This window comes from Pseudomonas sp. Arb-4-2C (genome assembly GCF_055755015.1).
In genome coordinates this window covers 407,501-433,618 of record NZ_CM146899.1, presented here as the reverse complement: position 1 = coordinate 433,618, position 26,118 = coordinate 407,501, and the positions used below count along the sequence as shown (strand labels likewise).

The 26,118-nt window shown below is 60.2% G+C and carries 18 protein-coding genes and 2 rRNA genes (1 of these 20 running past the window's edge); 4 read left to right on the top strand and 16 right to left on the bottom strand.

The window, feature by feature from the left end; genetic code table 11:
- From AC0J41_RS01860 to mdaB, 5 genes are all read right to left on the bottom strand, one after another.
- On the bottom strand, window positions 1-861 hold the full coding sequence (locus AC0J41_RS01860; RefSeq protein WP_105709252.1) for a MurR/RpiR family transcriptional regulator: 861 nt from the start codon (window positions 859-861) through the stop codon (window positions 1-3).
- 15 nt (window positions 862-876) lie between these two features.
- Window positions 877-2,226 (bottom strand): GntP family permease, encoded by a 1,350-nt coding sequence (locus AC0J41_RS01855; RefSeq protein WP_473014414.1) that lies wholly within the window; start codon window positions 2,224-2,226, stop codon window positions 877-879.
- 430 nt (window positions 2,227-2,656) lie between these two features.
- Window positions 2,657-3,550, bottom strand: a complete 894-nt coding sequence (locus tag AC0J41_RS01850) for an NAD-dependent epimerase/dehydratase family protein (RefSeq protein WP_473014413.1) — start codon at window positions 3,548-3,550, stop codon at window positions 2,657-2,659.
- Window positions 3,551-3,653: 103 nt separating this feature from the next.
- The gene (locus tag AC0J41_RS01845; RefSeq protein WP_025110535.1) at window positions 3,654-4,565 is read right to left on the bottom strand and encodes a LysR family transcriptional regulator; all 912 of its coding nucleotides are present in this window, start codon (window positions 4,563-4,565) and stop codon (window positions 3,654-3,656) included.
- Window positions 4,566-4,714: 149 nt separating this feature from the next.
- Window positions 4,715-5,305 carry an NADPH:quinone oxidoreductase MdaB gene (gene mdaB, locus AC0J41_RS01840; protein WP_473014412.1) on the bottom strand — a complete coding sequence of 197 codons (591 nt, stop codon included), beginning with the start codon at window positions 5,303-5,305 and terminating at the stop codon, window positions 4,715-4,717.
- A 182-nt stretch (window positions 5,306-5,487) separates the two neighbouring features.
- Between mdaB and AC0J41_RS01835 the strand changes: the two genes are divergently transcribed.
- Entirely contained in the window at window positions 5,488-5,802 is a 315-nt protein-coding gene (locus AC0J41_RS01835) for a putative quinol monooxygenase (RefSeq protein ID WP_025110537.1), read from the top strand.
- Here AC0J41_RS01835 and AC0J41_RS01830 read toward each other — a convergent pair.
- Window positions 5,792-6,556: a sulfite exporter TauE/SafE family protein gene (locus AC0J41_RS01830; protein WP_473014411.1), complete on the bottom strand. Its 765-nt coding sequence runs from the start codon at window positions 6,554-6,556 to the stop codon at window positions 5,792-5,794. The two genes, AC0J41_RS01835 and AC0J41_RS01830, sit on opposite strands and share 11 nt — an antisense overlap.
- A 214-nt stretch (window positions 6,557-6,770) precedes the next feature.
- On the opposite strand from AC0J41_RS01830, the gene AC0J41_RS01825 reads away from it, so the two are divergent.
- Together AC0J41_RS01825 and AC0J41_RS01820 are read left to right on the top strand one after the other, a co-directional pair.
- Window positions 6,771-7,652, top strand: a complete 882-nt coding sequence (locus tag AC0J41_RS01825; protein WP_473014410.1) for a LysR substrate-binding domain-containing protein — start codon at window positions 6,771-6,773, stop codon at window positions 7,650-7,652.
- Window positions 7,653-7,917: 265 nt separating this feature from the next.
- Window positions 7,918-8,268, top strand: coding sequence for a cupin domain-containing protein (locus AC0J41_RS01820; protein ID WP_003221437.1), 351 nt, complete (start codon window positions 7,918-7,920; stop codon window positions 8,266-8,268).
- 94 nt (window positions 8,269-8,362) lie between these two features.
- Here the strand turns inward: AC0J41_RS01820 and mmsB are convergent, their stop codons facing one another.
- Together mmsB and AC0J41_RS01810 are read right to left on the bottom strand one after the other, a co-directional pair.
- The gene (gene mmsB, locus AC0J41_RS01815) at window positions 8,363-9,250 is read right to left on the bottom strand and encodes a 3-hydroxyisobutyrate dehydrogenase (protein WP_473014409.1); all 888 of its coding nucleotides are present in this window, start codon (window positions 9,248-9,250) and stop codon (window positions 8,363-8,365) included.
- Between the two features lie 9 nt (window positions 9,251-9,259).
- Window positions 9,260-10,786, bottom strand: coding sequence for a CoA-acylating methylmalonate-semialdehyde dehydrogenase (locus AC0J41_RS01810; RefSeq protein WP_025110541.1), 1,527 nt, complete (start codon window positions 10,784-10,786; stop codon window positions 9,260-9,262).
- A gap of 149 nt (window positions 10,787-10,935) precedes the next feature.
- Between AC0J41_RS01810 and AC0J41_RS01805 the strand changes: the two genes are divergently transcribed.
- A complete protein-coding gene (locus AC0J41_RS01805; RefSeq protein ID WP_424798841.1) occupies window positions 10,936-11,883 on the top strand; it encodes a LysR family transcriptional regulator in 948 nt (315 codons plus the stop codon).
- Here AC0J41_RS01805 and yfiB read toward each other — a convergent pair.
- The 8 genes from yfiB to AC0J41_RS01765 form a co-directional block, all read right to left on the bottom strand.
- Complete coding sequence (yfiB, locus tag AC0J41_RS01800) at window positions 11,880-12,374, bottom strand: outer membrane lipoprotein YfiB (protein WP_025110543.1); 495 nt, start codon at window positions 12,372-12,374, stop codon at window positions 11,880-11,882. The genes AC0J41_RS01805 and yfiB overlap by 4 nt on opposite strands.
- Window positions 12,375-12,379: 5 nt before the next feature.
- Window positions 12,380-13,648, bottom strand: coding sequence for a diguanylate cyclase DgcN/YfiN (gene dgcN, locus AC0J41_RS01795; RefSeq protein ID WP_025110544.1), 1,269 nt, complete (start codon window positions 13,646-13,648; stop codon window positions 12,380-12,382).
- Window positions 13,645-14,220, bottom strand: a complete 576-nt coding sequence (gene yfiR / locus AC0J41_RS01790; RefSeq protein ID WP_025110545.1) for a regulatory sequestration protein YfiR — start codon at window positions 14,218-14,220, stop codon at window positions 13,645-13,647. The genes dgcN and yfiR overlap by 4 nt, the downstream gene beginning before the upstream one ends.
- Window positions 14,221-14,339: 119 nt before the next feature.
- Window positions 14,340-16,439 carry an exodeoxyribonuclease V subunit alpha gene (gene recD / locus AC0J41_RS01785; RefSeq protein ID WP_473014408.1) on the bottom strand — a complete coding sequence of 700 codons (2,100 nt, stop codon included), beginning with the start codon at window positions 16,437-16,439 and terminating at the stop codon, window positions 14,340-14,342.
- Window positions 16,436-20,125 (bottom strand): exodeoxyribonuclease V subunit beta, encoded by a 3,690-nt coding sequence (gene recB, locus AC0J41_RS01780; protein ID WP_473014407.1) that lies wholly within the window; start codon window positions 20,123-20,125, stop codon window positions 16,436-16,438. The genes recD and recB overlap by 4 nt, the downstream gene beginning before the upstream one ends.
- Window positions 20,122-23,574, bottom strand: a complete 3,453-nt coding sequence (gene recC, locus AC0J41_RS01775; protein WP_473014406.1) for an exodeoxyribonuclease V subunit gamma — start codon at window positions 23,572-23,574, stop codon at window positions 20,122-20,124. The genes recB and recC overlap by 4 nt, the downstream gene beginning before the upstream one ends.
- Window positions 23,575-23,728: 154 nt before the next feature.
- Window positions 23,729-23,844, bottom strand: a 5S ribosomal RNA gene (gene rrf / locus AC0J41_RS01770).
- 159 nt (window positions 23,845-24,003) lie between these two features.
- Window positions 24,004-26,118 (bottom strand): 23S ribosomal RNA (locus AC0J41_RS01765); it runs 777 nt beyond the window's last position.

The window sequence follows — 26,118 nt, the reverse complement described above, 5'->3', positions numbered from 1 at the left end:
TCAGTCTCCCAGCGGCAGGTGATCGTCGCCGCCACGGTATTCGTCGAGGGCGAGTTTGATCCGCCGCAGACGCTCTTGATTGTCTTCAGGGTTGGCCAGCGCCAGCTCGGTGGCGAGCACGTCGATGGCGAGCAGCATGCCGTAGCGCGCCGCGGTCGGTTTGTAGATGAACGAGGTTTCCGCGCCTTGCAGCGGCAGGACGATGTCGGCCAGTTCGGCCAGCGGCGAATCGGCGCGGGTGATGGCAAGGATGCGGGCGCCGTAGTTGCGCGCCAGCTCGACGGTTTCCAGCAACTCCGGGGTGATGCCGGTCAGCGAGCAGACGATCACCACTTGTTCGGCATTCAGGCTGGCGGCGGTGACGCGCATCATCACCGCGTCGTGACACACCGCAATCGGGTAGCCGAGGCGCACCAGCCGTACCTGCAACTCGTCACTGCACAGGGTCGAGCAACCGCCCATGCCGAACGCATGAATCATCCGCGCCTGGCCGAGCAATTTCACCGCGTCGGCGAAGCGTGATTCGTCGAACCCGGCCAAATGCTGACGCAGGGTGGTTTCGATATCACCGACAATCTGCCCGTAAAACGCTGACTGCTCAGGCGTGCCCGCCGGGTCGAGAAAACGGCTGCCGACGCCACTGGCCTGAGCCAGTTGCAGGCGCAGATCACGCAGGTCGCGGCAGCCCACCGTGCGGGCAAAACGCGACAACGTGGCGGTGCTGACCTCGGCCCGTTGCGCGAGGTCTTCGAGGCTGGCGCTCGCGGCGAAACCGACGTCGTCGAGCATCAACCGGGCGATACGCCCTTCGCCGGCGCTGAAGGAGTCCTGACGGGCGCGGATCTGATAAAGGATGTCCATGGCGACTGGCTCCGGTTACAACAGGTATGAAAGGCCGACGGTCAGGCCGAATGCGACCAGCGAGATCAGCGTCTCGAGCACGGTCCAGGTCTTGAACGTCTGCGCGACCGTCATGTTGAAGTATTCCTTGATCAACCAGAAGCCGCCGTCGTTGACGTGGGAAAAGATAACCGACCCTGCACCGGTCGCCAGCACCAACAGCTCCGGGTGTGGATAACCCAGACCAATGGCCACCGGCGCGACCACGCCCGAAGCTGTGGTCATCGCCACGGTTGCCGAACCGGTGGCGACCCTCATCAACGCGGCGAACAGCCAGCCCATGATCAGCGGCGACAGGTGAAATTCGTGGGCCAGGCCGACGATCTGATCGGTGACACCGGCGTCCACCAGAATCCGGTTCAGACCACCGCCGGCGCCCACCAGCAAGGTGATGCTGGCGGTTGGTGCCAGGCACTCGTTGGTGAACTTGAGGATCGATTCACGGTTGAAACCCTGGACGATGCCCAGCGTCCAGAAACTCAGCAAGGTCGCCAGCAACAGCGCGATCACCGAGTTGCCGATGAACAACAGAAACTGGTTGAAGCCGCTGCCCGGCGTGGATATCAGGTTGGCCCAGCCCCCCATCAGCATCAGCACCACTGGCAACAGAATGGTCGCCATGGTGACGCCGAACCCCGGCAGTTTGTCGCGGGGTTCGCGGTCGAGGAACTGCTTTTCCAGCGGATTATTCGCCGGCAACTGAATACGCGGCACGATGAACCTGGCGTACAGGGGGCCTGCGATGATCGCCGTCGGAATACCGATGGCAATCGCATACAGCAAGGTCTGCCCGACCGACGCCTGATAGGCCTGCACCGCGAGCATCGCCGCCGGATGCGGTGGCACCAGCGCATGCACCACTGACAGGCCGGCGACCATCGGCAAACCGACCATCAGAATCGACACGCCCACCCGCCGCGCGACGGTGAACGCAATCGGCACCAGCAATACAAAACCGACTTCGAAGAACAGCGGCAAGCCGACCAGAAACGCGATGCAGACCATCGCCCAGTGTGCATTCTTCTCGCCGAACCTGGCGATCAGCGTGCGCGCCATCTGCTCCGCGCCGCCGGACTCGGCCATCATCTTGCCGAGCATCGTTCCCAGCGCCACCACCAGCGCAATATGCCCCAGCGTCTTGCCCACCCCGGCCTCATACGCCCCCACGACCCCTGACGGCGGCATCCCCGCCACCAACGCCAGCCCAATGGAAATCAGGGTGATGACAATGAACGGGTTGAGCCGGTAACGGGCGATCAACACGATCAGCGCGATGATGGCGACGGCGGCATAAACCAACAGCCAATAGCCGAAGGAAGGCGTCATGCGGTACTCCTCGAAAGGGTCACGTTCGAATGGGTTGTGAAACTCATAAATCATTTCGAGATCGAGTTTTCAAACCGCATGAAAGTAATTTTCGTGGAGAGGTAAGGCGTGTCGCTGATGGGTATGTCTTGTCGCGATTAATGAAAATCGTGGGGCCGGATTTACATCCCGCTCAGGCAAACACAAATCAAACTGTGGGAGCAGGCTTGCTCGCGAAGGGGCCGATACATTCAACATTTCTACCAACTGACCCAGCGCTTTCGCGAGCAGGCTCGCTCCCACAGGTTGATTGCATTCCGTCAGTCAGAATGCGGCCTAACTGTGGGAGCGGGCTTGCTCGCGAAGGGGCCGTTACATTCAATATTTCTACCAACTGATCCAGCGCATTCGCGAGCAGGCTCGCTCCTACAGGTGGTGGGTGTTCGATGAGTTACACCATTTCGTTACGAATCCAATCCACCACCGACGTGCGCTTCGGCGCCCAGCCCAGCAGTTCACGGGCGTGTTTGCCGCGTACACGGCTGTTGGAGCCCAGACCGTAGTTGGCCATTTCGTAGCCCCATTCGGCTTCGGCGTCTTTGAGCGGCCAGTCTTGTGGCTCGCCGAGGTTCAAGGCTTGGGCCGTGGCGGTGGTCATGTCGATGAACGAGGCTTCGCCGCTTTCGACGAAGTAGAAGGTGCCCGGTATGTTCCTGGTCAGCGCCAGCAAATACAGCGCGACGACGTCTTCGATGTGAACGTTGGACCAGATGTTCTGCCCAGTGCCGACGTGGCGCACCACACCGCTTTTACGTGCCTGCTTCAGCAGACGCGGCAACTGCACGCTGTCGCGATGCACACCCAGGCTGTGGCCGTAGATCAGGGTGTTGCAGATCACCGCCGAGTTCACCCCGTCCTTCGCCGCTGCGAGGATCAGGTTGTCGATCGCGACGCGGGCAGCCTTGTCGACAGTCGGCTCCGGCAGATTGTCTTCGTAGTAGATGACGTCGCTGGACTTGCCGCCCGACGCATCGCCGACGATGCTCGAACCGCTGGTGTGCAGGAACACTTTGTTCGAACCGCGCAGGGCATCGAGCAACGCTTCGACCGCACCGCGATGGTCACTGCTCGCAGCATTGATCACCGCATCAGCGGCGCGGGCCTGTTCGGCCAGCAGCGCACTGTCTTCGAGAGTGCCGATCACTGCGTTGATGCCCAATGCCTTGAGTTCATCAGCCTGCTCGGCGCTGCGCACCAGGCCCGTGACATTGTGCCCGGCCTGGACCAGACCGGTGGCGATCGAGCCGCCGATGAATCCGGCGGCGCCGGTGATGAATACGTTCATGAAGAAACTCCCTGCGTGAGTAAGTGATGCAGCGAGTATCGACCGCTGACCCGGGTGGAAAAACCCGTCCTCACCCAATTCACTCTTGCGCAGAGGTCACGAATCAACCCTTGAAATCAGCGCTGGCGTAAGCCGCGAGTTTGCTCTGGATGAAGTCGAGGAAGCACTGAATGCGCAGCGCCAGTTGCGAGTTACGGTAGTAAACGGCGTTGATCGGCTGGCGATACCCGCTGTTGAACTCCGCCAGCAGCACCTTGAGGCGTCCGGCGCGGATGTCGTCGATGGTCATGAAATGCGACAGGCAGGCGATACCCTGCCCTTCCAGCGCCAGATGGCGCACGGTCTCGCCACTGGAGGCGCTGATCGCCGGGGTGATCGGCCAGCGGTCACCGTGCACGTAACGCAGCGGCCACTGGTTGAGGCCTTCGTTGTGGGTAAAACCGAGCAGGGTGTGTTCGCTCAGCTGCGCTACTTGCTGCGGTGCACCGTGCTTGTGCAGATACGCCGGACTGGCGACGATCAGCAGCGGACTGCAACCCAGTGACCGCGCATGCAACGTGGAGTCGGCAAGGGTGCCGATGCGGATGGCGACGTCGGTGCTTTGTTCCAGCAGGTCAATGATCAGGTCATTGCTGTTGAGTTCAAGCTGGATGTCCGGATATAGCCGCCTGAACTCGTCGATGTACGGCACGATGGCGTGCAGCATGAAGGGCGATGCGGCGTTGATCCGCAGGCGTCCGGACGGGGTTTGCTGGCGTGACGACAGACGCTCTTCGAGCGCGTCCATCTGATCGAGAATCAGCTTGGCCTGCTCGAAGAAATACTTGCCCTCTTCGGTCAGGTCCATGCGCCGTGTGGTGCGGTTGATCAGCGTGGTGTCGAGTTTGGCCTCCAGCCGCGACAACGTGCGGCTGACCGCCGACGGCGTCTGCCCGACCTGCTCGGCGGCAGCGGAAATAGAACCGCACTCGATCACGCAGACGAAAATCTGCAACTCATCGGATCTGGCTTTCACTGATATTCTCTAATCGAATGCATATTCATTGTGGTGAGGGAGCTGCCCCCGCTTTACCTCAAACGTAGGGGCGCGCTGCGCACTCCAGCACGAGCAAGCTCTTTCGCCACAGGATTTGTCGAAGCTATTCGATAGTAGCTTGAATCACTTCAAGCCTTGAGGCCGAACACCTCTTTCAGATGCTGCTCATAGCGCGCCACATCGTTCTCGATGTTCGGACGCTTCATCACATCCACACAGAGGAACGTCGGCAAACCGCTCATGCCGAGGAACTCGTTGGCCTTGTGGAACGGGAAATACACCGCGTCCACACCCTTGGCCTCGAAAAAGTCTGTCGGGTCATCGAAGGCTTGTTGCGGCGCATTCCAGGTCAGCGACAGCATGTATTGCTTGCCCTGGATCAGGCCGCCGCTGCCGTACTTCTGCGACGAGTCGGAACGGGTACGACCATCGCTGGCGTAGAGGCTGCCGTGGCCTTCGGTGAAGACCTCGTCGAGGTACTTTTTCACCGTCCACGGCGCGCCCATCCACCAGCCTGGCATCTGATAAATGATCACGTCGGCCCAGAGGAACTTGGCGACTTCTTCAGCGACATCGTAGCCCTCATCGATGCAGGTGGTTTTGACATCAACGCCGCCACGATCGAGCACGCTCAGCGCGGTTTCGTGCAGGGTGGCGTTGTAACGACCGTCGGAGTGGGCGAATTTTTTGCCGCCATTGAGCAACAACACTTTTTTCATGAGAACGCCTCGGTGCAGCCTGGGGCTGGAGGAAGATGGGAAAAGGAATGGCGGCAGGTTAACCACCCATCTCGCGCGGAATAAGCCGCGCCGGCGCAAAATACATTTGATCAAAAAGCACGAATCAAATGCCGATTGTTGCAATAGCATTCCCGGCGATCTGCATTTGAGGAGTTGTTTCGATGAGTGAACGCTACGGTTTCATCCTGCACGCCAAGACCCGCCCGGAGAAATCCGAGGCCTTCGAGGCACTGTTCCGCGCCTGCGTCGAGCCGAGCCGCGCCGAGCCCGGCTGCATCGAGTACCACATGCTGCGCGACAAGGAAGACCCGACGTTGTTCATCTTCTACGAGATCTGGGAAAGCCAGGCGCATCTGGACGTGCACTCGAACCTGCCGCACATGCGTGAATTTTTCGAAAACCGCATGGCGTACCTGGAGCGCGATTTCGATATCCGGCAGATCGACATGCTCAGTGCGTCGTCGGCTAACCGCTGATCAGCAGATGGGCGCCGAGCGCGCCCAGTCCGACAAAAAACACACGCTTGAACAGCACGGCGCTGATCCGCTGCCGCAGCCACTGCCCCAGCCACATGCCCAACATCGCCGGGATCAGCGCCAGCAGCGAGGCGCTCAATTCGCCCCCGCCCAGCGCACCGCGCCAGAACAAACCGGCGGCCAGCGCCAAGGTCGAAACCGTGAACGACAGGCCCAGCGCCTGCACCAACTGATCACGGTTCAAACCCAGCGCTTGCAGATACGGCACTGCCGGGATCACGAACACTCCGGTGGCCGAGGTGATGACGCCGGTGATCACCCCGCACACCGGACCAAGCCACGCTTCATGCCGAGGGTCGACCTGCAGCGTCGGCAGCAGTAATCCGCTCAACGCATAGAGCAGCAACGCCGCACCCAGCCCGCGCACCACCCAATGCCCGCCCGCCATGCCGATCGACAACGTGCCGAGTGCGGTGCCAAGGAAGATCATCAGCAGCATCGGCCACAGGCGCTTGATCAACCCGCGCAAATGTCCGCCGAACGCCAGTTGCCAGACGTTGGTCAACGTTGCCGGAATGATCAGCAGTGCCGCTGCCTGTGACGGTGCCATAGCCAGACCGAGCAGGCCCATGGCGACAGTGGGCAGGCCGAGGCCGATCACACCTTTGACCAAGCCGGCCATGACGAAGGTAGTCAGGACCAGCAAAGACAAGGCCAGGCCGAGGTTTTGATAGAAATCTGCGAATGCGTTCATGGCGCTACTGTGCGCCTTGGGCAGAGGGTTGAAAATCTGCCATATACTGAGGTTGCCTCTGCCAATGCAAGAGGCTGAAAATTGTTTTGCGGCTCATGGCTCTTTCGCGAGCAAGCCCGCTCCCACACTGGATCGGCGGCGAACACTGAACCTGTGGGAGTGGGCTTGCTCGCGAAGAGGCCAGTCCAGACATTACAAAAACCACAGGCTGCCCATGCACTTCGACCTCACCGACCTGCGCCTCTACCTGCACATCCTCGACACCGGAAACATCACCGCCGGCGCCGCCCGCAGCCATCTTTCGCTTGCCGCCGCCAGCGCGCGCATTCGCGCCATGGAGGCCTCGCTGGGCACTGCCTTCCTGCAACGCGGGCGCCGTGGCGTGACCCCGACACCGGCCGGCAAGGCACTGGCGCAGCACGCACGCATCCTGCTGCAACAGGCCGAACGCATGCAGCAGGACCTCGCCGACTACGCCCAGGGCGTCAAAGGTCAGGTGCGGCTGTTGTGCAACACCACGGCAATCACCGAATACCTGCCGGAGGTACTCGCCGACTTCCTGCGCAGCCATCCCAACCTCGACATCGATCTGCAAGAGCTACCCAGCGCGCGCATCACGCATGCCTTGCGCCAGGGCGCAGCGGATCTCGGGATCGTCTCAGATGCCGTGGACACCACCGATTTGCAGACTCAGCCGTTTCGCGACGATCCATTGCTGCTGATCGTGCCGCTCGCTCATCCGCTTTGCGACGCCGCCGACGTCAGTTTCAGCGACGCTCTGCACCACGACTTCGTAGGTTTGAGCACCGACAGCGCACTGGCGATTTATCTCGAAGAACAGGCGTTGCACAGTGGCTCGCGGATGCAGGTGCGCATTCGTGCTGACGGTTTCGACGGGGTGATGCGCATGGTCGCGCGGGGTGCCGGGCTGGCCATCGTGCCGCTGGCGGCCATCGAGCGCGCGCCAATGCGCTCATTCAAAAGCGTTGCCCTGAACGAGCCATGGGCGCGCCGTACCCTGATGCTCTGCGCCCGCGATTTCAGCGCTCTGCCGGGTTATGCCAAAGCCTTGTTGCAGGCCTTGACTCTGCCCTGAGGGGCAGACTTCATCCTTGGCGTTTTCAGCGGCAAGGAACATGACCATGGGCAAACGCATTCTGCTGATTCTCGGCCACCCCGGCGCAGCTGGAAGGTTTCGAAATCGAGCTGGAGCGGGCGCGGGTCGAATGTCCGCTTAAGAGTCTGTAACGGTTTGCGCGTTTCTGAGCAGCTCGATGTCGAGTACAGACAACTGAGCGGCGACCGGGCGCTATAGGGTGTGACTTGGTTTCTTTGCCATCCGCCCACTGCCCGGAGTTCTCATGACCGCGACCGCCCCCATCACCGTTCTGCGCGACACCCACCCGCTGCCGGTACTCGATGCCTGTAAATGGGAAAAACTCGAAGGCGATCCGCACACCGTCAACCTCAACGCCTACACCAGCGAAGACGGCAGCAAGATCATGGGCACTTGGATCTGCACGCCGGGCAAGTGGCGGGTCGACTACGTGAAGTGGGAGTACTGCCACTTCCAGGAAGGCTACTGCATCATCACCCCGGACGGCATGGCGCCGATTCACCTGCGCGCCGGCGACATCTTCGTGGTTGAGCCGGGGATGAAAGGCACTTGGGAAGTGGTCGAGACCGTGCGCAAATATTTCGTCTTCGCCTGATGCAAAAAAGCCGGGAAACCACCCGACGTGATTTCCCGGCAACACCTGCTGCATTCCGATTGGCACCACCGCTGTGGTGCCGGTGAAACTGTGATTACTGCGGCTTTCGATAGCTGTTGATGATCGCCGAGAAATCCTTGCCACCTTCTCCGCGCTGGCTCATCGCCTGATACAACTGTTGCGCCACCGCACCGAGCACCACCGGTTGGTGCGCCTGACGCGCCGCTTCAGTCGCCAGCCCCAGATCCTTGAGCATCAGTTCAGCACCGAAACCGCCGGTATACCCGCGCGAGGCCGGCGCCGTTTCGACGATGCCCGGCCACGGGTTGTACATTTCCGAACTCCAGCAACGCCCGGTCGAACTGTTGATGATGCCGGCTAGCACCGAGGTGTCGATCCCCAGCGCATCGCCCAGCGCCATGGCTTCGCTGACGCCGACCATCGAGATCGCCAGCAGCAGGTTGTTGCAGATTTTGGCGATTTGCCCGGTGCCGACTTCACCGCAATGCACGATGTTGCGCCCCATCTGTGCCAGCACCGGTTGCAGGGTGGTGAACAGCGCTGGCGTCGCGCCGACCATGAAGGTCAGCGTGCCCGCGGTCGCGCCACCGGTGCCACCGGAAACCGGTGCATCGGCCATGGCCACGCCTTGGCTGGCTGCTGCGGCCGCGACATCGCGAGCAGTCTGCGGATCGATGGTGCTGCAGTCCACCGCCGGCACGCCTTTGCCGATGCCGGCGAGCACACCGTCCTCACCGAGCCAGACGCTGCGTACATGCACCGCCGCCGGGAGCATGGTGATCACCAGTTCGGCGTCTTCGGCCGCTTCACGGGCCGAGGCGCGAATGGTCCCGCCCAGTAGCTCCAGCTCGGCCAGCACAGTCTTGTTCAGATCCACCAGGTTCAGCGAATGGCCGGCCTTGATCAGGTTGCGCGCCATCGGCGCACCCATGTTGCCCAGACCGATAAATGCGATTTTCATGGCCAGTCCTCAGCGCAGGTTGATGGTGGTGTTCACGCCGTCGTTGACGCTGTCGTCATCGAACCAGCGCGCCGTAACCGTTTTGGTCTGCGTGTAGAACTGCACCACTTGTTTGCCATACGGACCGAGGTCGCCGAGTTTCGAACCGCGCGAACCGGTGAAGCTGAAGAACGGCACCGGCACAGGGATCGGAATGTTGATACCGACCTGGCCAACATCGATTTCGCTCTGGAATTTACGCGCCGCTGCACCGCTCTGGGTGAACAGGCCCGTGCCGTTGCCGAACGGGTTGGCGTTGACCAGTGCAATCGCCTGATCAAGGGTATCGACTTCCAGCACCACCAGCACCGGGCCGAAGATTTCCTGGGTGTAGATCTGCATGTCGGTAGTCACGCCCGAGAACAGGGTCGGGCCAACGAAGTTGCCTTGCTCGTAACCCGGCACCTTGATGTCGCGACCGTCCAGCTCAAGCTTGGCGCCTTCCTTGATGCCGCTTTCGATCAGGTCGAGAATCCGCGCCTTGGCTTTCTTCGAGATCACCGGGCCAACATCCGTGCCCGCCTCGCTGCCGGCGTTGACCTTGAGTTTCTGCGCCAGCGCTTTCAGGTCCGGCAACCATTGTTTCGCTGCACCGACCAGCACCACCACCGAAGTGGCCATACAACGTTGCCCGGCCGCACCGAAACCGGCACCGACCAAGGCATTCAGCGCTTGCTCGCGATTGGCATCCGGCAGCACCACGGCGTGGTTCTTCGCACCCATCATCGATTGCACGCGTTTGCCGTGTTTGCCGGCCAGGTCGTAAACGTGGGTGCCGACCGCAGTCGAACCGACGAACGATACCGCCTTGATGTCCTTGTGGGTGCACAGGCCATCTACCACGTCTTTACCGCCGTGAACCACGTTGAGCACGCCTGCCGGAACGCCGGCCTCGATCGCCAGCTCCACCAGCAGCATGGTCGACAGCGGATCCTGTTCCGAAGGCTTCAAGACGAAGGTGTTACCGCAGGCAATCGCCATCGGGAACATCCACAGCGGAATCATCGCCGGGAAGTTGAACGGGGTGATGCCGGCGCACACGCCGATCGGCTGGCGCAGCGTGTAGGTATCGACGCCGCCCGCGACGTTTTCGGCGAATTCGCCCATTTGCAGCGTGCCGATGGAGCAGGCGTGCTCGACCACTTCCAGGCCACGGAAAATATCGCCCTCGGCGTCGGCAATGGTTTTGCCCTGCTCGGCGCTCAGGACTACGGCGATGCGTTTGGAATGCTCGCGGATCAGCGCCTGCAGCTTGAGCATGATGCGCATTCGTGCGCCGATCGGGGTCAGTTTCCAGGTCTGGAACGCGCGATGTGCGGCACTGATGGCGGCATCGACTTCAGCGGCAGTGGCGAACGGCACCTTGGCCAGCACTTGCTGGGTCGCCGGGTTGACGATGTCATGCCACTCGGTGGTCTGCGATTCGACCCACTCGCCGTCGATCAGCAGCTTGACCTTCTGGACCGTGGTTTCGTTGGGCGTAAGCGATGCGTTCATGCTGGTCTCCGAAACTTGTTTTTATCGTAGGAGCCAAGGCGAAAGGTTCGCCTTGAGATGAGGCGTGTGTCACGAATTGGTTGTCGGACTGTTTTTGGAGTATAGATGTGCAAACTTCTAATAAGAACGCACATATAAGCCCGTCCATCATGCAAAAAAACATCACCTCTCTGGGGTCTCTGAACTGGGATGACCTCAAGTTTTTCCTCGAAGTCGCCCGCACCCGCAAGGCCAGCACCGCGGCCAAACGGCTCGCCGTCGACTACACCACCGTGTCGCGACGCATCAGCTCGCTGGAAGCGGCATTGGGCACACTGCTGTTCGAGAAGTCGCGCACCAGCGGTTTCGTGCTGACCACCGAAGGCCAGCGTCTGCTGGGTTATGCCGAGTCGATTGAAAGCACGCTGCACATGGCTTGTGAACAGGTATCAGGCTCCGGCGTGGCACTATCGGGGCATGTGCGCATGGGCTGCACCGAGGGCTTCGGCAGCTTTTTCATCACCCCGCAGCTGAGCCATTTCGTCGACGCCTACCCGGCGATATCCGTGGACATCCTGCCGCTGCCGCACTTCATCAGCCTGTCCAAACGCGAAGCCGATATCGTCATCGCCCTGGAGCGTCCGGAACACGGGCCGTACGTCTGCTGCAAACTCTGCGACTACCGTTTGCAGCTCTATGCAACTCAGGACTACCTCGACAAACACCCACCGATCCGCCGCCCGGCAGACTTGGGCAAGCATCAATTCATCAGTTATGTGGATGACCTGGCGTTCAGCTCGGAGCTGCTCTACCTGGCTAACGTGCTGCCGGGCGCCAACGCACATCTGCGCAGCACCAGCGTGATCGCGCAGTTCGTCGCGGCACAGCAGGGCCGTTCTCTGGCGATTCTGCCGTGCTTCCTCGCCGCGCAGGACCCGCGCCTGCTGCCGGTGTTGCCCGAAGAAATCGACATCACCCGGCAGTTCTGGATGTACTGCCGGGAGGATTTGCGCAAGCTCAAGCGGATCACCCTGTTGTGGGATTACATCCGCGAGGTGACCGAGCGCAATCAGGGTCTGTTGATGGGACAGACGCGGGAGATGCGGTTTGCCGATTAATCGGCGCTGACCACAATCGACACCCGGCGGTTTTCGGTGCGTCCGGCGGAAGTGCTGTTGGACGCCACCGGCTCGCTGCTGCCCAGCCCCTGCAACTGGATGTTTTCTTCCTTCATGCCGACCGTGGTCAGCACCTTGGCCACACTCTTGGCCCGGCGCAGTGACAGTTGTTGGTTGTAGGTTTCCTTGCCCGACGCATCGGTGTGGCCGTCGACCCGTACCCGTTCGATGCCGACACCGACCAGTGCCTTGCCGATTCGCTCGACAATATCGGTGCTCTGGCGGTTCAGGCTTTCAATATCGCTGCCAAACAGCACTTTGCCCGACAGGCCAAACTCCCAGCCCTCGTCGGTCGGCTCGAAGCCCTGTTGTTTGAGTACGGCGATCTGCGCAGGCGTCAGGCCTTTTGGCGGTGCGGTCTGGCAACCGGTCAGCGCCAGTACGGCGATCATCAGCAAGGTGGAAAACAATCGAGCGGGAAATGTAAACACGGGTATTAGCTCCTGGTTTGAAGATTGACGACCGGGTTCTCCGACCCGGCAGTGAATTGAGCGCCGCGCGACAGGCGCTTGGCCTGGTACATCGCGGCGTCGGCGGCATTGAGCAAGGCACCCGGTGTGACGCCATGATCGGGGAAAACCGCAATGCCGATACTGAGCGACGTCACCACACTGGTGTCACCCGGCAGCGCGATGGGCATGTCCATGCTGGCGAGAATCTTGTCGGCAATGCGCTCGGCGTCTTCGATCTTGTGCAGCGGCGCGAGCAGCACGGCGAACTCATCACCGCCCAACCGTGCCACCAGATCTTCCTCGCGCAGTTGCGCGCGCACCCGATTGGCGACCGCCACCAGCACTGCATCGCCGGCGGCGTGACCGAAGTTGTCATTGATGCCTTTGAAGCGATCGCTGTCGAGAAACAGCACCGCCACCCGCTCGTTGAGCTTGCTGGCATGACGCAAGGCGCGAATCAGCCGGCCCTCGAAAAATGCCCGGTTCGGCAAGCCGGTGAGACTGTCGTGGCTGGCCTGATGGGCGAGGGTTTCGTTCTCGCTTTGCAGATGGGTCTGCCAGGATTCGAGTTCGTCGAGCAGGGCATTGAAGTCGTTGCCGAGGTTATCGAGTTCGGCGATCTGTGCCGGCGGTACGCGTCGATCCAGCGCGCGCTCGCTGCGGGCAGCGTGGGCCACCGCCGCGAGACTGCGCAACGGTCCGGTAATACCACGTAATTGCCGGCGCGCCAGATACAGCGCGACCCAGGCACTGATCGCAGTACAGAGGACGATCCCCGCCAGACCGCTCAGCAAGAAGCGCATGAGGCTGCCGCCATGACCGACCAGCAGAATGTGTCCGATCTCGCGATCCTGATGCACGATCGGCAGGCTGACCGGTTTTTCCAGAACGGTGCGCGTGATCTGCATTTCCAGCTCGGAGAACAGACCGTTCTCGGGCCGCTGCCAACGCGCCAGCAACTGGCCCTGCGCATCAAAAACCTGCGCGTCCGCCACCTCTTCGGTGGAAGCGATCAAGGCCAGCGCTTCAGTCGCGGCGGCCTTGTCGTTGAACACTACCGCCGCTTCCACGGTGTAGCTGATCGAGCGCGCAATGAGCTGCAGGTTGTGGTCGGCGTAGACCCGCAACGCGAGAACGCCCAGCAGGGTCAGCGACACGCTGGCCATCGCCACGGCCACCAGCGCGACAGTCAAATGTCCACGGCCGATGACCGATCCCAGCGTCGGGCGGCTTCTGGAACTGAACAGTTTCATGGCGCCGCCGGTTTGCGGCGCGACAACTGCAGTACGCTCGGGTGGATGCGCACACCACTGCGGGCGACGGAGTCGAGATTGACCTCGAAGGAAACCTGCTCATCGCCGACCCGCAGGCAGAACAGGCTACCGACCGTGCACTGATCACCACCTTCACTGATACTCAGCACCGGATGACCGATCAATGATGCGAAAAGCCTGCTGCGCTCATCGGCCGTGAGCTTGCCGATGTACACCGCATCGCATTCGCTGACGATGGCCGGGTTGTCGGCCAGCAGTCGACGTACCGCGACCGGCCGACCAGTGGCCTGCGTTGTACCTTTGACCAGATCGTCGGTGTATTCCGTGGGGCCGACAATGCACAGGCGCAATTGCGCAGGTTCAACCGGCCAGCGTGCGTAGCTGAGGATGCCAAGCACGACCTGCGTCACTGCCTGGGCGCGTTGTTCGGCCAGGCCCGCCGGCGTTTGTGGCTGCGCGATGGCAGCGTCCGTCAGCAAACAGAGCAGACCGACAAGCAATGCGTGCTTGCAGCGAACCACGCGCTCTGTCGCCCAGACAGCCACCTTCATGCAGGGATTCTCTTGGATCGTACCGAAATGATGCCGCAACGATAGCACAGCGGAGTAACACCAGCGAGACAGCGCCCTCTGACCGACTGGTCAGTAATCGGCACCAAACGCCTGTCTTTTCATCCTTGAGCCTCGCCGCCCTCCTCCAGTTCCAGCATCAGTCCGCTCAGGCGCTTGACCTTGCGCTGCACCGCCTCCTCGAACACTCCGGCCCGGGGTTCAATCAAGGTGAACCAATGCTTGGCCCGGGTAATGCCGGTGTAGATCAACTCCTTGGTCAACACCGGATTCAAGGCATCCGGGAGGATCAGCGCCGTATGGGCGAATTCCGAGCCCTGGGATTTGTGTACGGTCATCGCGTACACCGTTTCAACGTCGTTGAGTCGGCTCGGCAGTACGAAACGCACGCCGCCCTGACCATCGTTGCGCGGAAAGGCGACGCGCAGTACCGGTTTTCCAGCCTCTGGGCCTTCGCGCTCGGGCAACTTGAGGGCGATGCCGATATCGCCGTTCATCAGGCCCAGACCATAGTCGTTACGGGTCATCAGCACCGGCCGGCCTTCGTACCATTGCTGGTCATGCTCAATCAGGCGCGCCTTGAGCAGGGCTTCGGTGATCCGCAGATTCAGCCCTTCAACGCCCCAGGGTCCCTTGCGCACGGCGCACAACAACTGGAAAGTATCGAACGCCTGCAACACATCCCGGGCCCAGTTGATCCAGTCCGGATGCTCCAGCGGCCTGCCTCCCGGCGGGCGTTGATTGCGCAGCACGTTCAGGTAGTGGCGATAGCCCTGCGGACCATCACCATGACCTTCAAGCACAAGGCGTTCAAGCTTGTGGTCGTACTCGCCATTGAGCCGCAGCGAAAATACATCGTCGAAGTGACCGGCCGCCAGCAACTGACGCGCCTCATCGGGCAACTGCTGATTGACCCGACGCGCAAGCTGACCAATGCCGCTGCCTTCACCGAAGCGCCGGGAATGACGCAGCATCACCAGTTGCTGGGCCAGCGGATGTGAGCCGTCGCGATCCTCTTGCAGGCCACTGCCCTCCAAGGACTCTCCACTGACCGACTCCAGCCACTGCCGGGTCTGCGGGTTGTACCAGCCTGCCTCGGCATCGCGGCACAGATCACCCAGCACCGCGCCGGCCTCCACCGAAGCGAGCTGATCCTTGTCGCCGAGCAACACCAGACGCGCATGCGGTGGCAACGCGTCGAGCAGATTGGCCATCATCTCGAGGTCGATCATCGAGGCTTCATCGACCACCAGCACATCCAGCGGCAAGCGGTTACCGGCATGGTGACGGAAGTGTCGGGTCCCCGGACGGCTGCCCAGCAGGCGATGCACGGTGGTCACATCGCAGGGGATTTTCTCGCGCACGGCTTCGGCGACCTTCAGCGACTGCACTTGCTGACTGATGGACTCAGTCAAGCGCGCCGCGGCCTTGCCGGTCGGCGCCGCCAGACGAATGCGCAACGGCTGACCGGCTTCCACCGCCGGAGCCTGAAGCAGCGCGAGCAGGCGCACCACCGTGGTGGTCTTGCCGGTGCCCGGCCCCCCCGTGATGATGCTGAAGGCTCCGCGAGTGGCAAGGGCACAGGCGAGTTTCTGCCAGTCGATCACTGCACCCGACCGGGCGGAGCCGAACAACTCGTCGAGACGCAGGGGTAGATCATCGGGTGGCGTTTCGCCTTGAGCCAGACGTGTGCGTAACGCTGCATCGATACGCCGCTCATACGCCCAATAGCGTCGCAGATACAAACGCTTGCCGGACAGCACCAACGGACGCTGGTGCGCCGTGGCGCTGTTGTCCGCTGCCAACGCAACCAGAGCGCTGCTAGCCAACGCCTTGCACCAGTGAGCGCCATCCAGCGTTTCAAGCAACTGCGACGGCAGCAGCAATACGCCACTCTGCACATCGCCTTCGGGAGGCAGCGACAGGGCAAAATCCGGTGCCTTGAGGGTTTCGAACACGTCGAGGCAAACATGCCCGTGACCCAGTTGATGGCTGGTCAGCGCAGCCGCGAGCAACACCAGCGGATCTGACTCGGGCGCGAGCTCGTGCAGAAAACCGACGAAGGCTTTGTCCAGCGAACGAAGCCAGCCACGATCGACCCAGCGATCGAGCAAGATCAGCAGATCTGAGGCACTCGTCAGCGGCGCCAGGCTCGACGGATTGTCGACTCCAGCTGACAGATCGGCGAAGGTACGGTTCATAGCAGGACTCCCTGTTCCCATGCGGGCTCGGCCTTGGGTTCCGGTTTGCCCTGGAACAGGCGATCCAGACGCTCGATCAGCTCTCGTGGCGGGCGCGCAAAATACACGCCGCGACTGTCTGCCCGAGTCCCTCGCAGAAACACATACAACGCACCACCGACATGTCGATCGTAATCATAGTCAGGTAGTCGCGCCTTCAACTGTCTATGCAACGCCAACAGGTACAGCACGTATTGCAGGTCGTAACGGTTGTCGAGGATCGAGCGCTCCATGGCTTGCTCGGTATAGGCCGCATCATCGACGCCCAGCCAGTTGGATTTGTAGTCGGCCACGTAATAACGGCCCTCGTGTTCGAAGGTCAGGTCGATGAAGCCTTTGAACATGCCGTTGAGTTGCACAGGCTCGGCGGCCACCCGTGCCACGCCATTGTGGGTGTACTGGCGCACCCACTCGTCAAGTTTGAGTACATCGACCCTGTGACTGGCAAACCAGAACTCCATCTCGACGCGGTACTGCTTCAGTTGCTCGAGAACCACCGGAGGCTGCCCACCACCTGTCGGCAACGAAGATTTGAGCAGGTGGTGCAGCCACTCACTCAGGGTGGTAATCCAGCCCTCCCAGCCGCGCAGGTTGCAGCGCCGGCCAATCGCATCCTTGAGCGTCTCGAAGGAGACGGCGAAACCTTCATCCCCGGCCCACTCCAGCAAGCCATGGAGAAAAGTGCCCGGGTTAGGTCCACGGGGGAATCGATGAATATCGGCACCGCCGGCGATGATCTCATGCGGTGCATCCGGGTCGAGACGTTCATCATCGAACAGCTTTTGCGCCTGTGGACTGTCAGGCGCCTCATCACTGCCGACGCTCAGCACGTCGCTGATGCGCAAGGCACTGTAGGAGGCAATCCACCAGTTCTCACTGGCTTTGCGCTTGGGTACCAAGGTGGCACTGAGGATCGCCTCGTTGCGCTCGGGGCGATAAAACCCGTCTGTAGCTTGCGGCATCTCCCCCGTGCATATGGCCGCACAGTCCTGCTGCAGGTCCAGCAGCCAACGGCTCAGGCCGATTGATTCACCCAGTGTTTCACCGCCACCCAGCAAATAACCAAGCGCCGAAAGGTGAAGTACCGAACTGTTGTTATTGCCGCGTTTGAGATCCGCGACACCCAGCCAGCAGGCATGTTGCGCGCGAGTCAGGGCGACGTAGAGCAGGCGCAGATCTTCGGCCAGACGCTCAGCGTCCGCCAGGGCGATCAACTCGGCAGTCGGCTTCAGGCTCACCTGAGCCTTGCCGGCGGGATCGTGGTAATGCAGTGGCAAGCGGCTGCCATCCACAGGTTTTGCCGAGCAGATGAAAGGCAGGAACACCAACGGATACTCAAGCCCTTTCGACTTGTGGATAGTCACCACCTTGACCAGTTGCTCGTCACTCTCAAGACGCAATATCTGCTCTTCACCGGCCTGACCGGACAACGCCAGCAATTCTCCCAGATGACGAATCAGCGCCTGCTCGCCATCGAGTTCTGCTGCGGCCTGTTGCATCAGTTCCGACAAGTGCAAAAGGTTGGTCAGCACCCGTTCGCCATCACTGCGTGCGATCAGCGTCTGCGGCAAATGGAAGTCGTGAAGCAGGCGCCGCAACATCGGCAGCACACCTTGCTTGCGCCACAGTTCGCGATAACCACGGAACTGCATGACCCGGGCTTCCCAGACCAACTCGTCCTGATTCAATCGCTCCAGTTCAGCCAACGGCAGATTGAGGGTGATGCAGGCCAGTGCAGCCTTCAGCGAACGCTCGACATCCGGCTCGGCGCAGGCCTTGAGCCAGGACAGCAGGTCATGTGCTTCCTGAGCGGCAAAGACCGAGTCCTTGTCCGACAGATAAACACTGCGCACCCCACGGCTGGCGAGCTCTGCGCGTATGGCCTGGGCCTCTTTGCCGTCGCGTACCAGAATCGCGATATCGGAAGGCCGCAAGCCTCTGAAGCTTTCTCCTTCCTGAACGAATCCCACCGCACCGGTTTGTCCGCCATTGAGCAATACAGTGATTTCGCTGGCACAGGCCGCCGCCAACTGCTGGCGATAGACTGCGCCTGAGAGAGGCTGGTCCGTCCGCAGGTGCCAGACGTTCAACGCCGCGACATCCTGGCCGGCAATCTGCAGCCGTTCTTTGCGCCCCTGAGACTCAACTGGCTGGAAGGGCACCGGGTTTTCCCCGTTTTTTTCCCGAAACAAAAACGCGCCGCGTCCCTGCTCACGGGACTCGGCGCGTTCAAATACATGATTGACCGCGTTGACCATGCCATGGCTGGAGCGGAAGTTGGTGCCCAGCGTATGCAGGCGGCCGGTGGTGGCCTGGCGCGCACGCAGGTAGGTGTAGATATCGGCGCCACGGAACGCGTAAATCGCCTGTTTCGGGTCGCCGATCAGGAACAGACCGGTGTCTGGACTGTTGTCTTCGATGCGGTAGATGCTCTCGAAGATCCGGTATTGCACCGGGTCGGTGTCCTGAAACTCATCGATCAACGCTACCGGAAACTGCTCGCGGATCACCGCTGCCAAGCGCTCGCCGCTGTCCGATTGCAACGCCGCATCGAGGCGCAACAGCATATCGTCGAACCCCATCTCCGCACGGCGCCGCTTCTCTTCCTCAAAGCGTGCGCCCACCCATCTTGCCGCGTGCTGCAGAACAGCAGCGTCGGGGGTCGGCAGTGCATCGAGACGCGACTTGAGGCCTGGCATCGCGTCCAGACCCGGATGGCTCGGTGCCTGGCCCTTCCAGGCTTCGGCCATCCCGTCAGGGGTCAGTCGGGTGAAACCGGTGCCGATGTCCAGTTGCTCCATGGCCTCGTCTTCGGCCCAGGCCTTGAGCTTCTCGAACCAGGGCTCGAAGTAGCGCGCCTGCATCTTGCGCCCGTCGACCGCTTTGCTCGCAACGCCCTCATGACAGATCACCAGCAGCTCGTCTGCCCACTGACGCCATGGCATCTTCAGTTCGAGCAACGCAGCACGCCGTTCCTGCAGGCAATCTTCGATCAACTCCGCAGGTGACTTGCCTTCATCGTTGTCGCGCTCACTGCCAAACAAACTGCGCACCCGTGGCAACAACGCGGCCGGCCCGCCCCAGTTGCCACGCACCCAGTTCAGCGCATCTCCCTGCATCGGGTAACAAAACAGTCGCCAGTAATCGCGCAACACTTCCCCGAGCAGATCGCTGTGATCGGTTTCCAGGGACTGGGTAAACAGGCTGCCACTGTCGAACGCGTGTTCGCGCAGCATGCGCTGGCACCAACTGTGAATGGTCGAGACAGCCGCTTCATCCATCCATTGCGCGGCGATGTCCAGACGATTGGCGCAGCCGGGCCATTGTGCAGGGTCGAATTGCTCACGCAGTTCGTCGATCAGTCCGTCCGGTGCAGGGGTCTCCTCCCGGAAAAATCGCGCGGCCTCGGCTAGCCGTGTACGGATTCGTTCACGCAGTTCTTTGGTGGCGGCATCGGTGAAGGTCACCACGAGAATCTGCGGTGGTAGCAGTTCTCGGCCAAAGCCGTTCGACTCGCCGCCGTGCCCAAGGATCAGACGCAGATACAGAGCAGAAATGGTAAAGGTCTTGCCGGTACCGGCGCTGGCTTCGATGAGCTGACTGCCGTGCAGCGGGAATGCCAGGGCCAGAGGTGTCTTGCCGCTCATGTGCGTGCCCCTTCGCTGGTCAATGAGCGCCAGGGCGCTTCGTACAAGGGGCGATACAACGCGTCGCACCAACCGGAGAACGTTTCGTCGGCAATCAATGCATCGAAGTCGGCGAATTGTCGGGAAAGCGCAGGGCTCTCGCGGCGCTCGCCTTCGCTGTTCTGGCCGTCGCCTTCGTAGGCTTTTCGGGCAGCAGCGTCGGCCTTGAGCGGGTCAGTCTGCGCAAGCCAGGCGAAGGCGGTCTTTACCGCAACCGGCAGTGGCTGGCGCATACCGGCCTGCCAGGCGAGCAGCAGATCACCAAGGAAACGCACAGCCCTGTCCTGCTCCATCGGCTCAAGCAGCAACGTATCGTCACTCGCCACCAACGCCGTGCTCAGCGTGAGCCCGCTCGCGCAAGCCACCAGGTGATTGACCCAGGGTTTGGTCAACCGATGCCATTTTCGACTTTTGATCGAGCCGATGCTGTTGGGAATGGTCGTGACCGACAACACCTCACCGTCCGCTCGTTGATGCAAACCGGCAAGCCAACCTTCAACGCGTACACCCTGCAATTCAAGATTGACCGGGATCGCACTGGTCAAGGGCGTTGGCCACAACGCCAGAAGCTGTTGGTAACGTTGCAGCAAGTCCGGTAACGGCTCGATCAACTCCCTCTGGAGACATTCACCGAAACCGGCCATGGGCAGCAAGCCACTGTTTTGCAGACGCCGGGCCTGATCCTCAAGCGCACGATCGACATTGTGTGGCTGCCTGAGTGCGGCTTCGAGCAGGCTGTCGCTCAGTGTGTAGCGCTGCAACGCATCGAGCACAAAAGGTTCTTCGTCAGCCAGCGGGGCCTCAGCGGCCTCGAAATACACTTTGAGTCGCTGAGTGAAAAAGTGCCGGATCGGATTACGCAGGAAGTCCTGCAGCAAGGCCAGGCTCAATGGTTCTTCTTGAACATGCGGCGCCAGTAATTGCGCTTCGTGTTGCGACTCATGGAGTTGGTGTAAAACCTGCCATTCACGGGCATAGCTGAACAGCTGATCGCCTTCATGGAAATAGCGTGAGCTGAACGGTTGCAGTGGATGCTCCTCGGTCATGGCGCTCAACAGATCCTGCTGTTCATCGAGCAACCGCCAGCCGCTGGCAAGGTGGTCGCGCAACTGGCCGATCAGCACCGACGCGGGACGCTCACTGTTGTCGCGAATACTGCGCCCGACCCAACTGATGTACAGCTGATCACGTGCAGACAGCAGCGCTTCGAGCAACAGATAGCGATCGTCTTCACGCCGCGAACGGTCCCCTGGACGGTAATCACTGCCCATGAGGTCGAAGTCCAGCGGCGGTTGCGCCCGGGGGTAGTCGCCATCGTTCATCCCCAGCAAACAGACGAGTTTGAACGGGATCGCCCGCATGGGCATCAGCGTGCAAAAGTTTACCGCACCGGCGAGAAAACGCTGAGAGAGGCGCCCTTGATCCAGTCCCGCGAGCCAGGCTTCTCGGACCACCGTCAACGGCAGTTCATCGACCAACCCTACGGACTCGCAGGTTTTCAGCCAGGTCTCGCGCAGCTCTTCAAGTTGCGTCAGCAGATAATCGTCGTGCTCGTTACTGGCCTTGAAAAACAACTGCATCAGGACTTGCAGACGCAGGCCCCACGCCTTGGGCTGAGCGGCCTGAGTGAGCTCGTGATGGGCCCGTTCCAATGCGTCGAGCAAAGCAACCAAGGGCCCGATCAACGCAGCATCAAGACCACCGATCTCATCATAAGGCTCAATACCCGCGCAGGCGCTGGAGCTGCCGACGGCGTACCCCAGCAGCATTCGCCGCAGGCCGAAATGCCAGCTGTTCTGCTCCAGCTCATCCGGCAGGCCCAGACCGGCACGCTGTTCGGCGTTCATGCCCCAGCGCACCCCCGCCCCTTCGATCCAGCGATGCAGCGTTGGCAGATCACGCTCTTGCACGCCAAAACGGGCGCGTAGTGCGGGAACGTCAAGCAGGTCGAGGATCTCACTGACCGGGAAACGACTGTCCGGCAATTTGAGCAGGTGCTCGACTGCAATCAGCAATGGGTCCCGGCCGCGCTGCCCTTGGTCGGCCAAGGTGAAAGGGATGAAGCGTGGATCATGCCGATCCAGTTGACCAAAGACTGCCCGAATATGCGGTGCATAGCTGTCGACGTCCGGCACCATCACGATCACATCGCGTGGACGCAGATCCGGATTGGCGCTGAAGCGTGCGAGCAACTGATCGTGGAGGATCTCCACTTCACGCTGAGCGCTGTGGGCAATGTGAAAGCGGATGGACTCGTCGTGTTCGAGATCAACAGCAGGCCAGTATTCACGTGTTTCGTTGAGTGGCCGCAATTCGAGGATATCGTCCTGAAGCTGATTGAGCAGGTTCTGTGGCTGATTCTCACTGAACAGGTCGATACGCCCATCGCGAAAAGCAGCGCGATAGCTGTTGGGGTCGTCATAACTGTCGAGCAGGTTGATGTAGTCGCGACCTTGCTTGCCCCACGCGGCAAGTAGCGGGTGGGCGTGTTGATGCAACGCATCGGGATCGAGTACCGCTGGCATTCCGGTCTTGCGACTTTGGCGCTTGTATTGATGGCGCAGCAGATCCTTGTCCGCGACGATATCGGCCCAATGATGCCGGCAAGGGTTATGCACACACAGCAGCACCTGGCTGAAACGCGCAAGTCCCGCCAACGCTTCGAGCACTTGGGCCGGCAATGAAGATATGCCGAACACGATCACCCGCGATGGCAGTCCCGCAGGTGCCTGCTCGAGGGCGTTTATGCGCTCGATAAATCGCTGGTGAACGCCGGCCCGACTCTGCGCCATGCCCTGTTCACCCACGTCCTCCAACAGCGCACGCCAGAGTTCAGCCTGCCAACAACTGACGGGGGGTAGTGGCTTCACCTCGCCTCTGACATTGCGTAACTGGTGCCGGCCTTCAGCCCAATCTTCGAGCCAATCAGCCCGATACACCTGGTATTGGTCAAAGAGGTCCGCCAAGCGTTCGGACAACTGGTAGCGCTTGCGCAAATCGGTGTCATGAGTAAGGAAGCGTTGCAACGGCTCAAAATGCGGGCGATCAATCACCTGCGGCAACAAGCGCATCAGTCGCCAGGTCAACGGGGCTTTGTCGAGCAGGGATGTGGCCGGGATTTCGTCGCGGCCCAACACCATACGGTAGAGCTGCCACATGAAACTGCCAGGGAGTTGCACATCGATGGCAGCGGCTATCCCGCAGCCACCGAGGTCATCCTCTTCAGGGTCTTCAGCCAGAGCCAGTTTCAGCCACTGGGCGATACCGTTGCTCTGCACCAGAGCGATTTCATTCTCCAAGGGCGCCAATGGATAGCGCCGCATGATGCTGACCACCAGGCTGCGTAGTTCGTCCAGGCTATTGCTCTGGACCACCATGAATGCAGCGTTGAGGGACGAGGCGTCCGGCATAAAAGCTTCCTTGGAAAAGTACAAAAGCCAGGGCAGAACCTTAGCACTGTCGGCAGGCTGTGACAGCCGGAAGGGGCACCTGCATGTCGTAGGAACTTTCCTGCGGGCAAAACAAAACCCCAACTGCTTTCGCAATTGGGGTTTCGGAATTTAATCTTGACGATGACCTACTCTCACATGGGGAAACCCCACACTACCATCGGCGATGCATCGTTTCACTTCTGAGTTCGGGATGGGATCAGGTGGTTCCAACGCTCTATGGTCGTCAAGAAATTCGGTGTGCCGACTCGTCTTTCGACGCTTCAGCAAATTGGGTATGCGATAGTTTGTGTGTTTCTCTCGAACTTTCGGTTCGTTTCGTCTTCACACACCGCAATCTGGTGACCTTTCGCTTTTCAGCTCAAAGCCTGCAAATTGCTTGGGTGTTATATGGTCAAGCCTCACGGGCAATTAGTATTGGTTAGCTCAACGCCTCACAGCGCTTACACACCCAACCTATCAACGTCGTAGTCTTCGACGGCCCTTCAGGGAACTCAAGGTTCCAGTGAGATCTCATCTTGAGGCAAGTTTCCCGCTTAGATGCTTTCAGCGGTTATCTTTCCCGAACATAGCTACCCGGCAATGCCACTGGCGTGACAACCGGAACACCAGAGGTTCGTCCACTCCGGTCCTCTCGTACTAGGAGCAGCCCCTCTCAAATCTCAAACGTCCACGGCAGATAGGGACCGAACTGTCTCACGACGTTCTAAACCCAGCTCGCGTACCACTTTAAATGGCGAACAGCCATACCCTTGGGACCGGCTTCAGCCCCAGGATGTGATGAGCCGACATCGAGGTGCCAAACACCGCCGTCGATATGAACTCTTGGGCGGTATCAGCCTGTTATCCCCGGAGTACCTTTTATCCGTTGAGCGATGGCCCTTCCATACAGAACCACCGGATCACTAAGACCTACTTTCGTACCTGCTCGACGTGTCTGTCTCGCAGTCAAGCGCGCTTTTGCCTTTATACTCTACGACCGATTTCCGACCGGTCTGAGCGCACCTTCGTACTCCTCCGTTACTCTTTAGGAGGAGACCGCCCCAGTCAAACTACCCACCATACACTGTCCTCGATCCGGATAACGGACCTGAGTTAGAACCTCAAAGTTGCCAGGGTGGTATTTCAAGGATGGCTCCACGCGAACTGGCGTCCACGCTTCAAAGCCTCCCACCTATCCTACACAAGCAAATTCAAAGTCCAGTGCAAAGCTATAGTAAAGGTTCACGGGGTCTTTCCGTCTAGCCGCGGATACACTGCATCTTCACAGCGATTTCAATTTCACTGAGTCTCGGGTGGAGACAGCGCCGCCATCGTTACGCCATTCGTGCAGGTCGGAACTTACCCGACAAGGAATTTCGCTACCTTAGGACCGTTATAGTTACGGCCGCCGTTTACCGGGGCTTCGATCAAGAGCTTCGCGTTAGCTAACCCCATCAATTAACCTTCCGGCACCGGGCAGGCGTCACACCCTATACGTCCACTTTCGTGTTTGCAGAGTGCTGTGTTTTTAATAAACAGTCGCAGCGGCCTGGTATCTTCGACCGGCATGAGCTTACGGAGCAAGTCCTTCACCCTCACCGGCGCACCTTCTCCCGAAGTTACGGTGCCATTTTGCCTAGTTCCTTCACCCGAGTTCTCTCAAGCGCCTTGGTATTCTCTACCCAACCACCTGTGTCGGTTTGGGGTACGGTTCCTGGTTACCTGAAGCTTAGAAGCTTTTCTTGGAAGCATGGCATCAACCACTTCGTCACCCAAAGGGTAACTCGTCATCAGCTCTCGGCCTTAAGATCCCGGATTTACCTAAGATCTCAGCCTACCACCTTAAACTTGGACAACCAACGCCAAGCTGGCCTAGCCTTCTCCGTCCCTCCATCGCAATAACCAGAAGTACAGGAATATTAACCTGTTTTCCATCGACTACGCTTTTCAGCCTCGCCTTAGGGACCGACTAACCCTGCGTCGATTAACGTTGCGCAGGAAACCTTGGTCTTTCGGCGTGGGTGTTTTTCACACCCATTGTCGTTACTCATGTCAGCATTCGCACTTCTGATACCTCCAGCAAGCTTCTCAACTCACCTTCACAGGCTTACAGAACGCTCCTCTACCGCATCACTTGCGTGATACCCGTAGCTTCGGTGTATGGTTTGAGCCCCGTTACATCTTCCGCGCAGGCCGACTCGACTAGTGAGCTATTACGCTTTCTTTAAAGGGTGGCTGCTTCTAAGCCAACCTCCTAGCTGTCTAAGCCTTCCCACATCGTTTCCCACTTAACCATAACTTTGGGACCTTAGCTGACGGTCTGGGTTGTTTCCCTTTTCACGACGGACGTTAGCACCCGCCGTGTGTCTCCCATGCTCGGCACTTGTAGGTATTCGGAGTTTGCATCGGTTTGGTAAGTCGGGATGACCCCCTAGCCGAAACAGTGCTCTACCCCCTACAGTGATACATGAGGCGCTACCTAAATAGCTTTCGAGGAGAACCAGCTATCTCCGAGCTTGATTA

Bases quoted from the DNA above. Each gene is read 5' to 3' on its own strand.
- AC0J41_RS01860 (WP_105709252.1), bottom strand. From the start codon at position 861: ATGGACATCCTTTATCAGATCCGCGCCCGTCAGGACTCCTTCAGCGCC.
- dgcN (WP_025110544.1), bottom strand. From the start codon at position 13,648: ATGAAACTGTTCAGTTCCAGAAGCCGCCCGACGCTGGGATCGGTCATC.
- recC (WP_473014406.1), bottom strand. From the start codon at position 23,574: ATGCCGGACGCCTCGTCCCTCAACGCTGCATTCATGGTGGTCCAGAGC.
- AC0J41_RS01850 (WP_473014413.1), bottom strand. From the start codon at position 3,550: ATGAACGTATTCATCACCGGCGCCGCCGGATTCATCGGCGGCTCGATC.
- recB (WP_473014407.1), bottom strand. From the start codon at position 20,125: ATGAGCGGCAAGACACCTCTGGCCCTGGCATTCCCGCTGCACGGCAGT.
- AC0J41_RS01830 (WP_473014411.1), bottom strand. From the start codon at position 6,556: ATGAACGCATTCGCAGATTTCTATCAAAACCTCGGCCTGGCCTTGTCT.
- AC0J41_RS01825 (WP_473014410.1), top strand. From the start codon at position 6,771: ATGCACTTCGACCTCACCGACCTGCGCCTCTACCTGCACATCCTCGAC.
- recD (WP_473014408.1), bottom strand. From the start codon at position 16,439: ATGAACCGTACCTTCGCCGATCTGTCAGCTGGAGTCGACAATCCGTCG.
- AC0J41_RS01835 (WP_025110537.1), top strand. From the start codon at position 5,488: ATGAGTGAACGCTACGGTTTCATCCTGCACGCCAAGACCCGCCCGGAG.
- AC0J41_RS01805 (WP_424798841.1), top strand. From the start codon at position 10,936: ATGCAAAAAAACATCACCTCTCTGGGGTCTCTGAACTGGGATGACCTC.
- AC0J41_RS01855 (WP_473014414.1), bottom strand. From the start codon at position 2,226: ATGACGCCTTCCTTCGGCTATTGGCTGTTGGTTTATGCCGCCGTCGCC.
- mdaB (WP_473014412.1), bottom strand. From the start codon at position 5,305: ATGAAAAAAGTGTTGTTGCTCAATGGCGGCAAAAAATTCGCCCACTCC.
- mmsB (WP_473014409.1), bottom strand. From the start codon at position 9,250: ATGAAAATCGCATTTATCGGTCTGGGCAACATGGGTGCGCCGATGGCG.
- AC0J41_RS01810 (WP_025110541.1), bottom strand. From the start codon at position 10,786: ATGAACGCATCGCTTACGCCCAACGAAACCACGGTCCAGAAGGTCAAG.
- AC0J41_RS01820 (WP_003221437.1), top strand. From the start codon at position 7,918: ATGACCGCGACCGCCCCCATCACCGTTCTGCGCGACACCCACCCGCTG.
- yfiR (WP_025110545.1), bottom strand. From the start codon at position 14,220: ATGAAGGTGGCTGTCTGGGCGACAGAGCGCGTGGTTCGCTGCAAGCAC.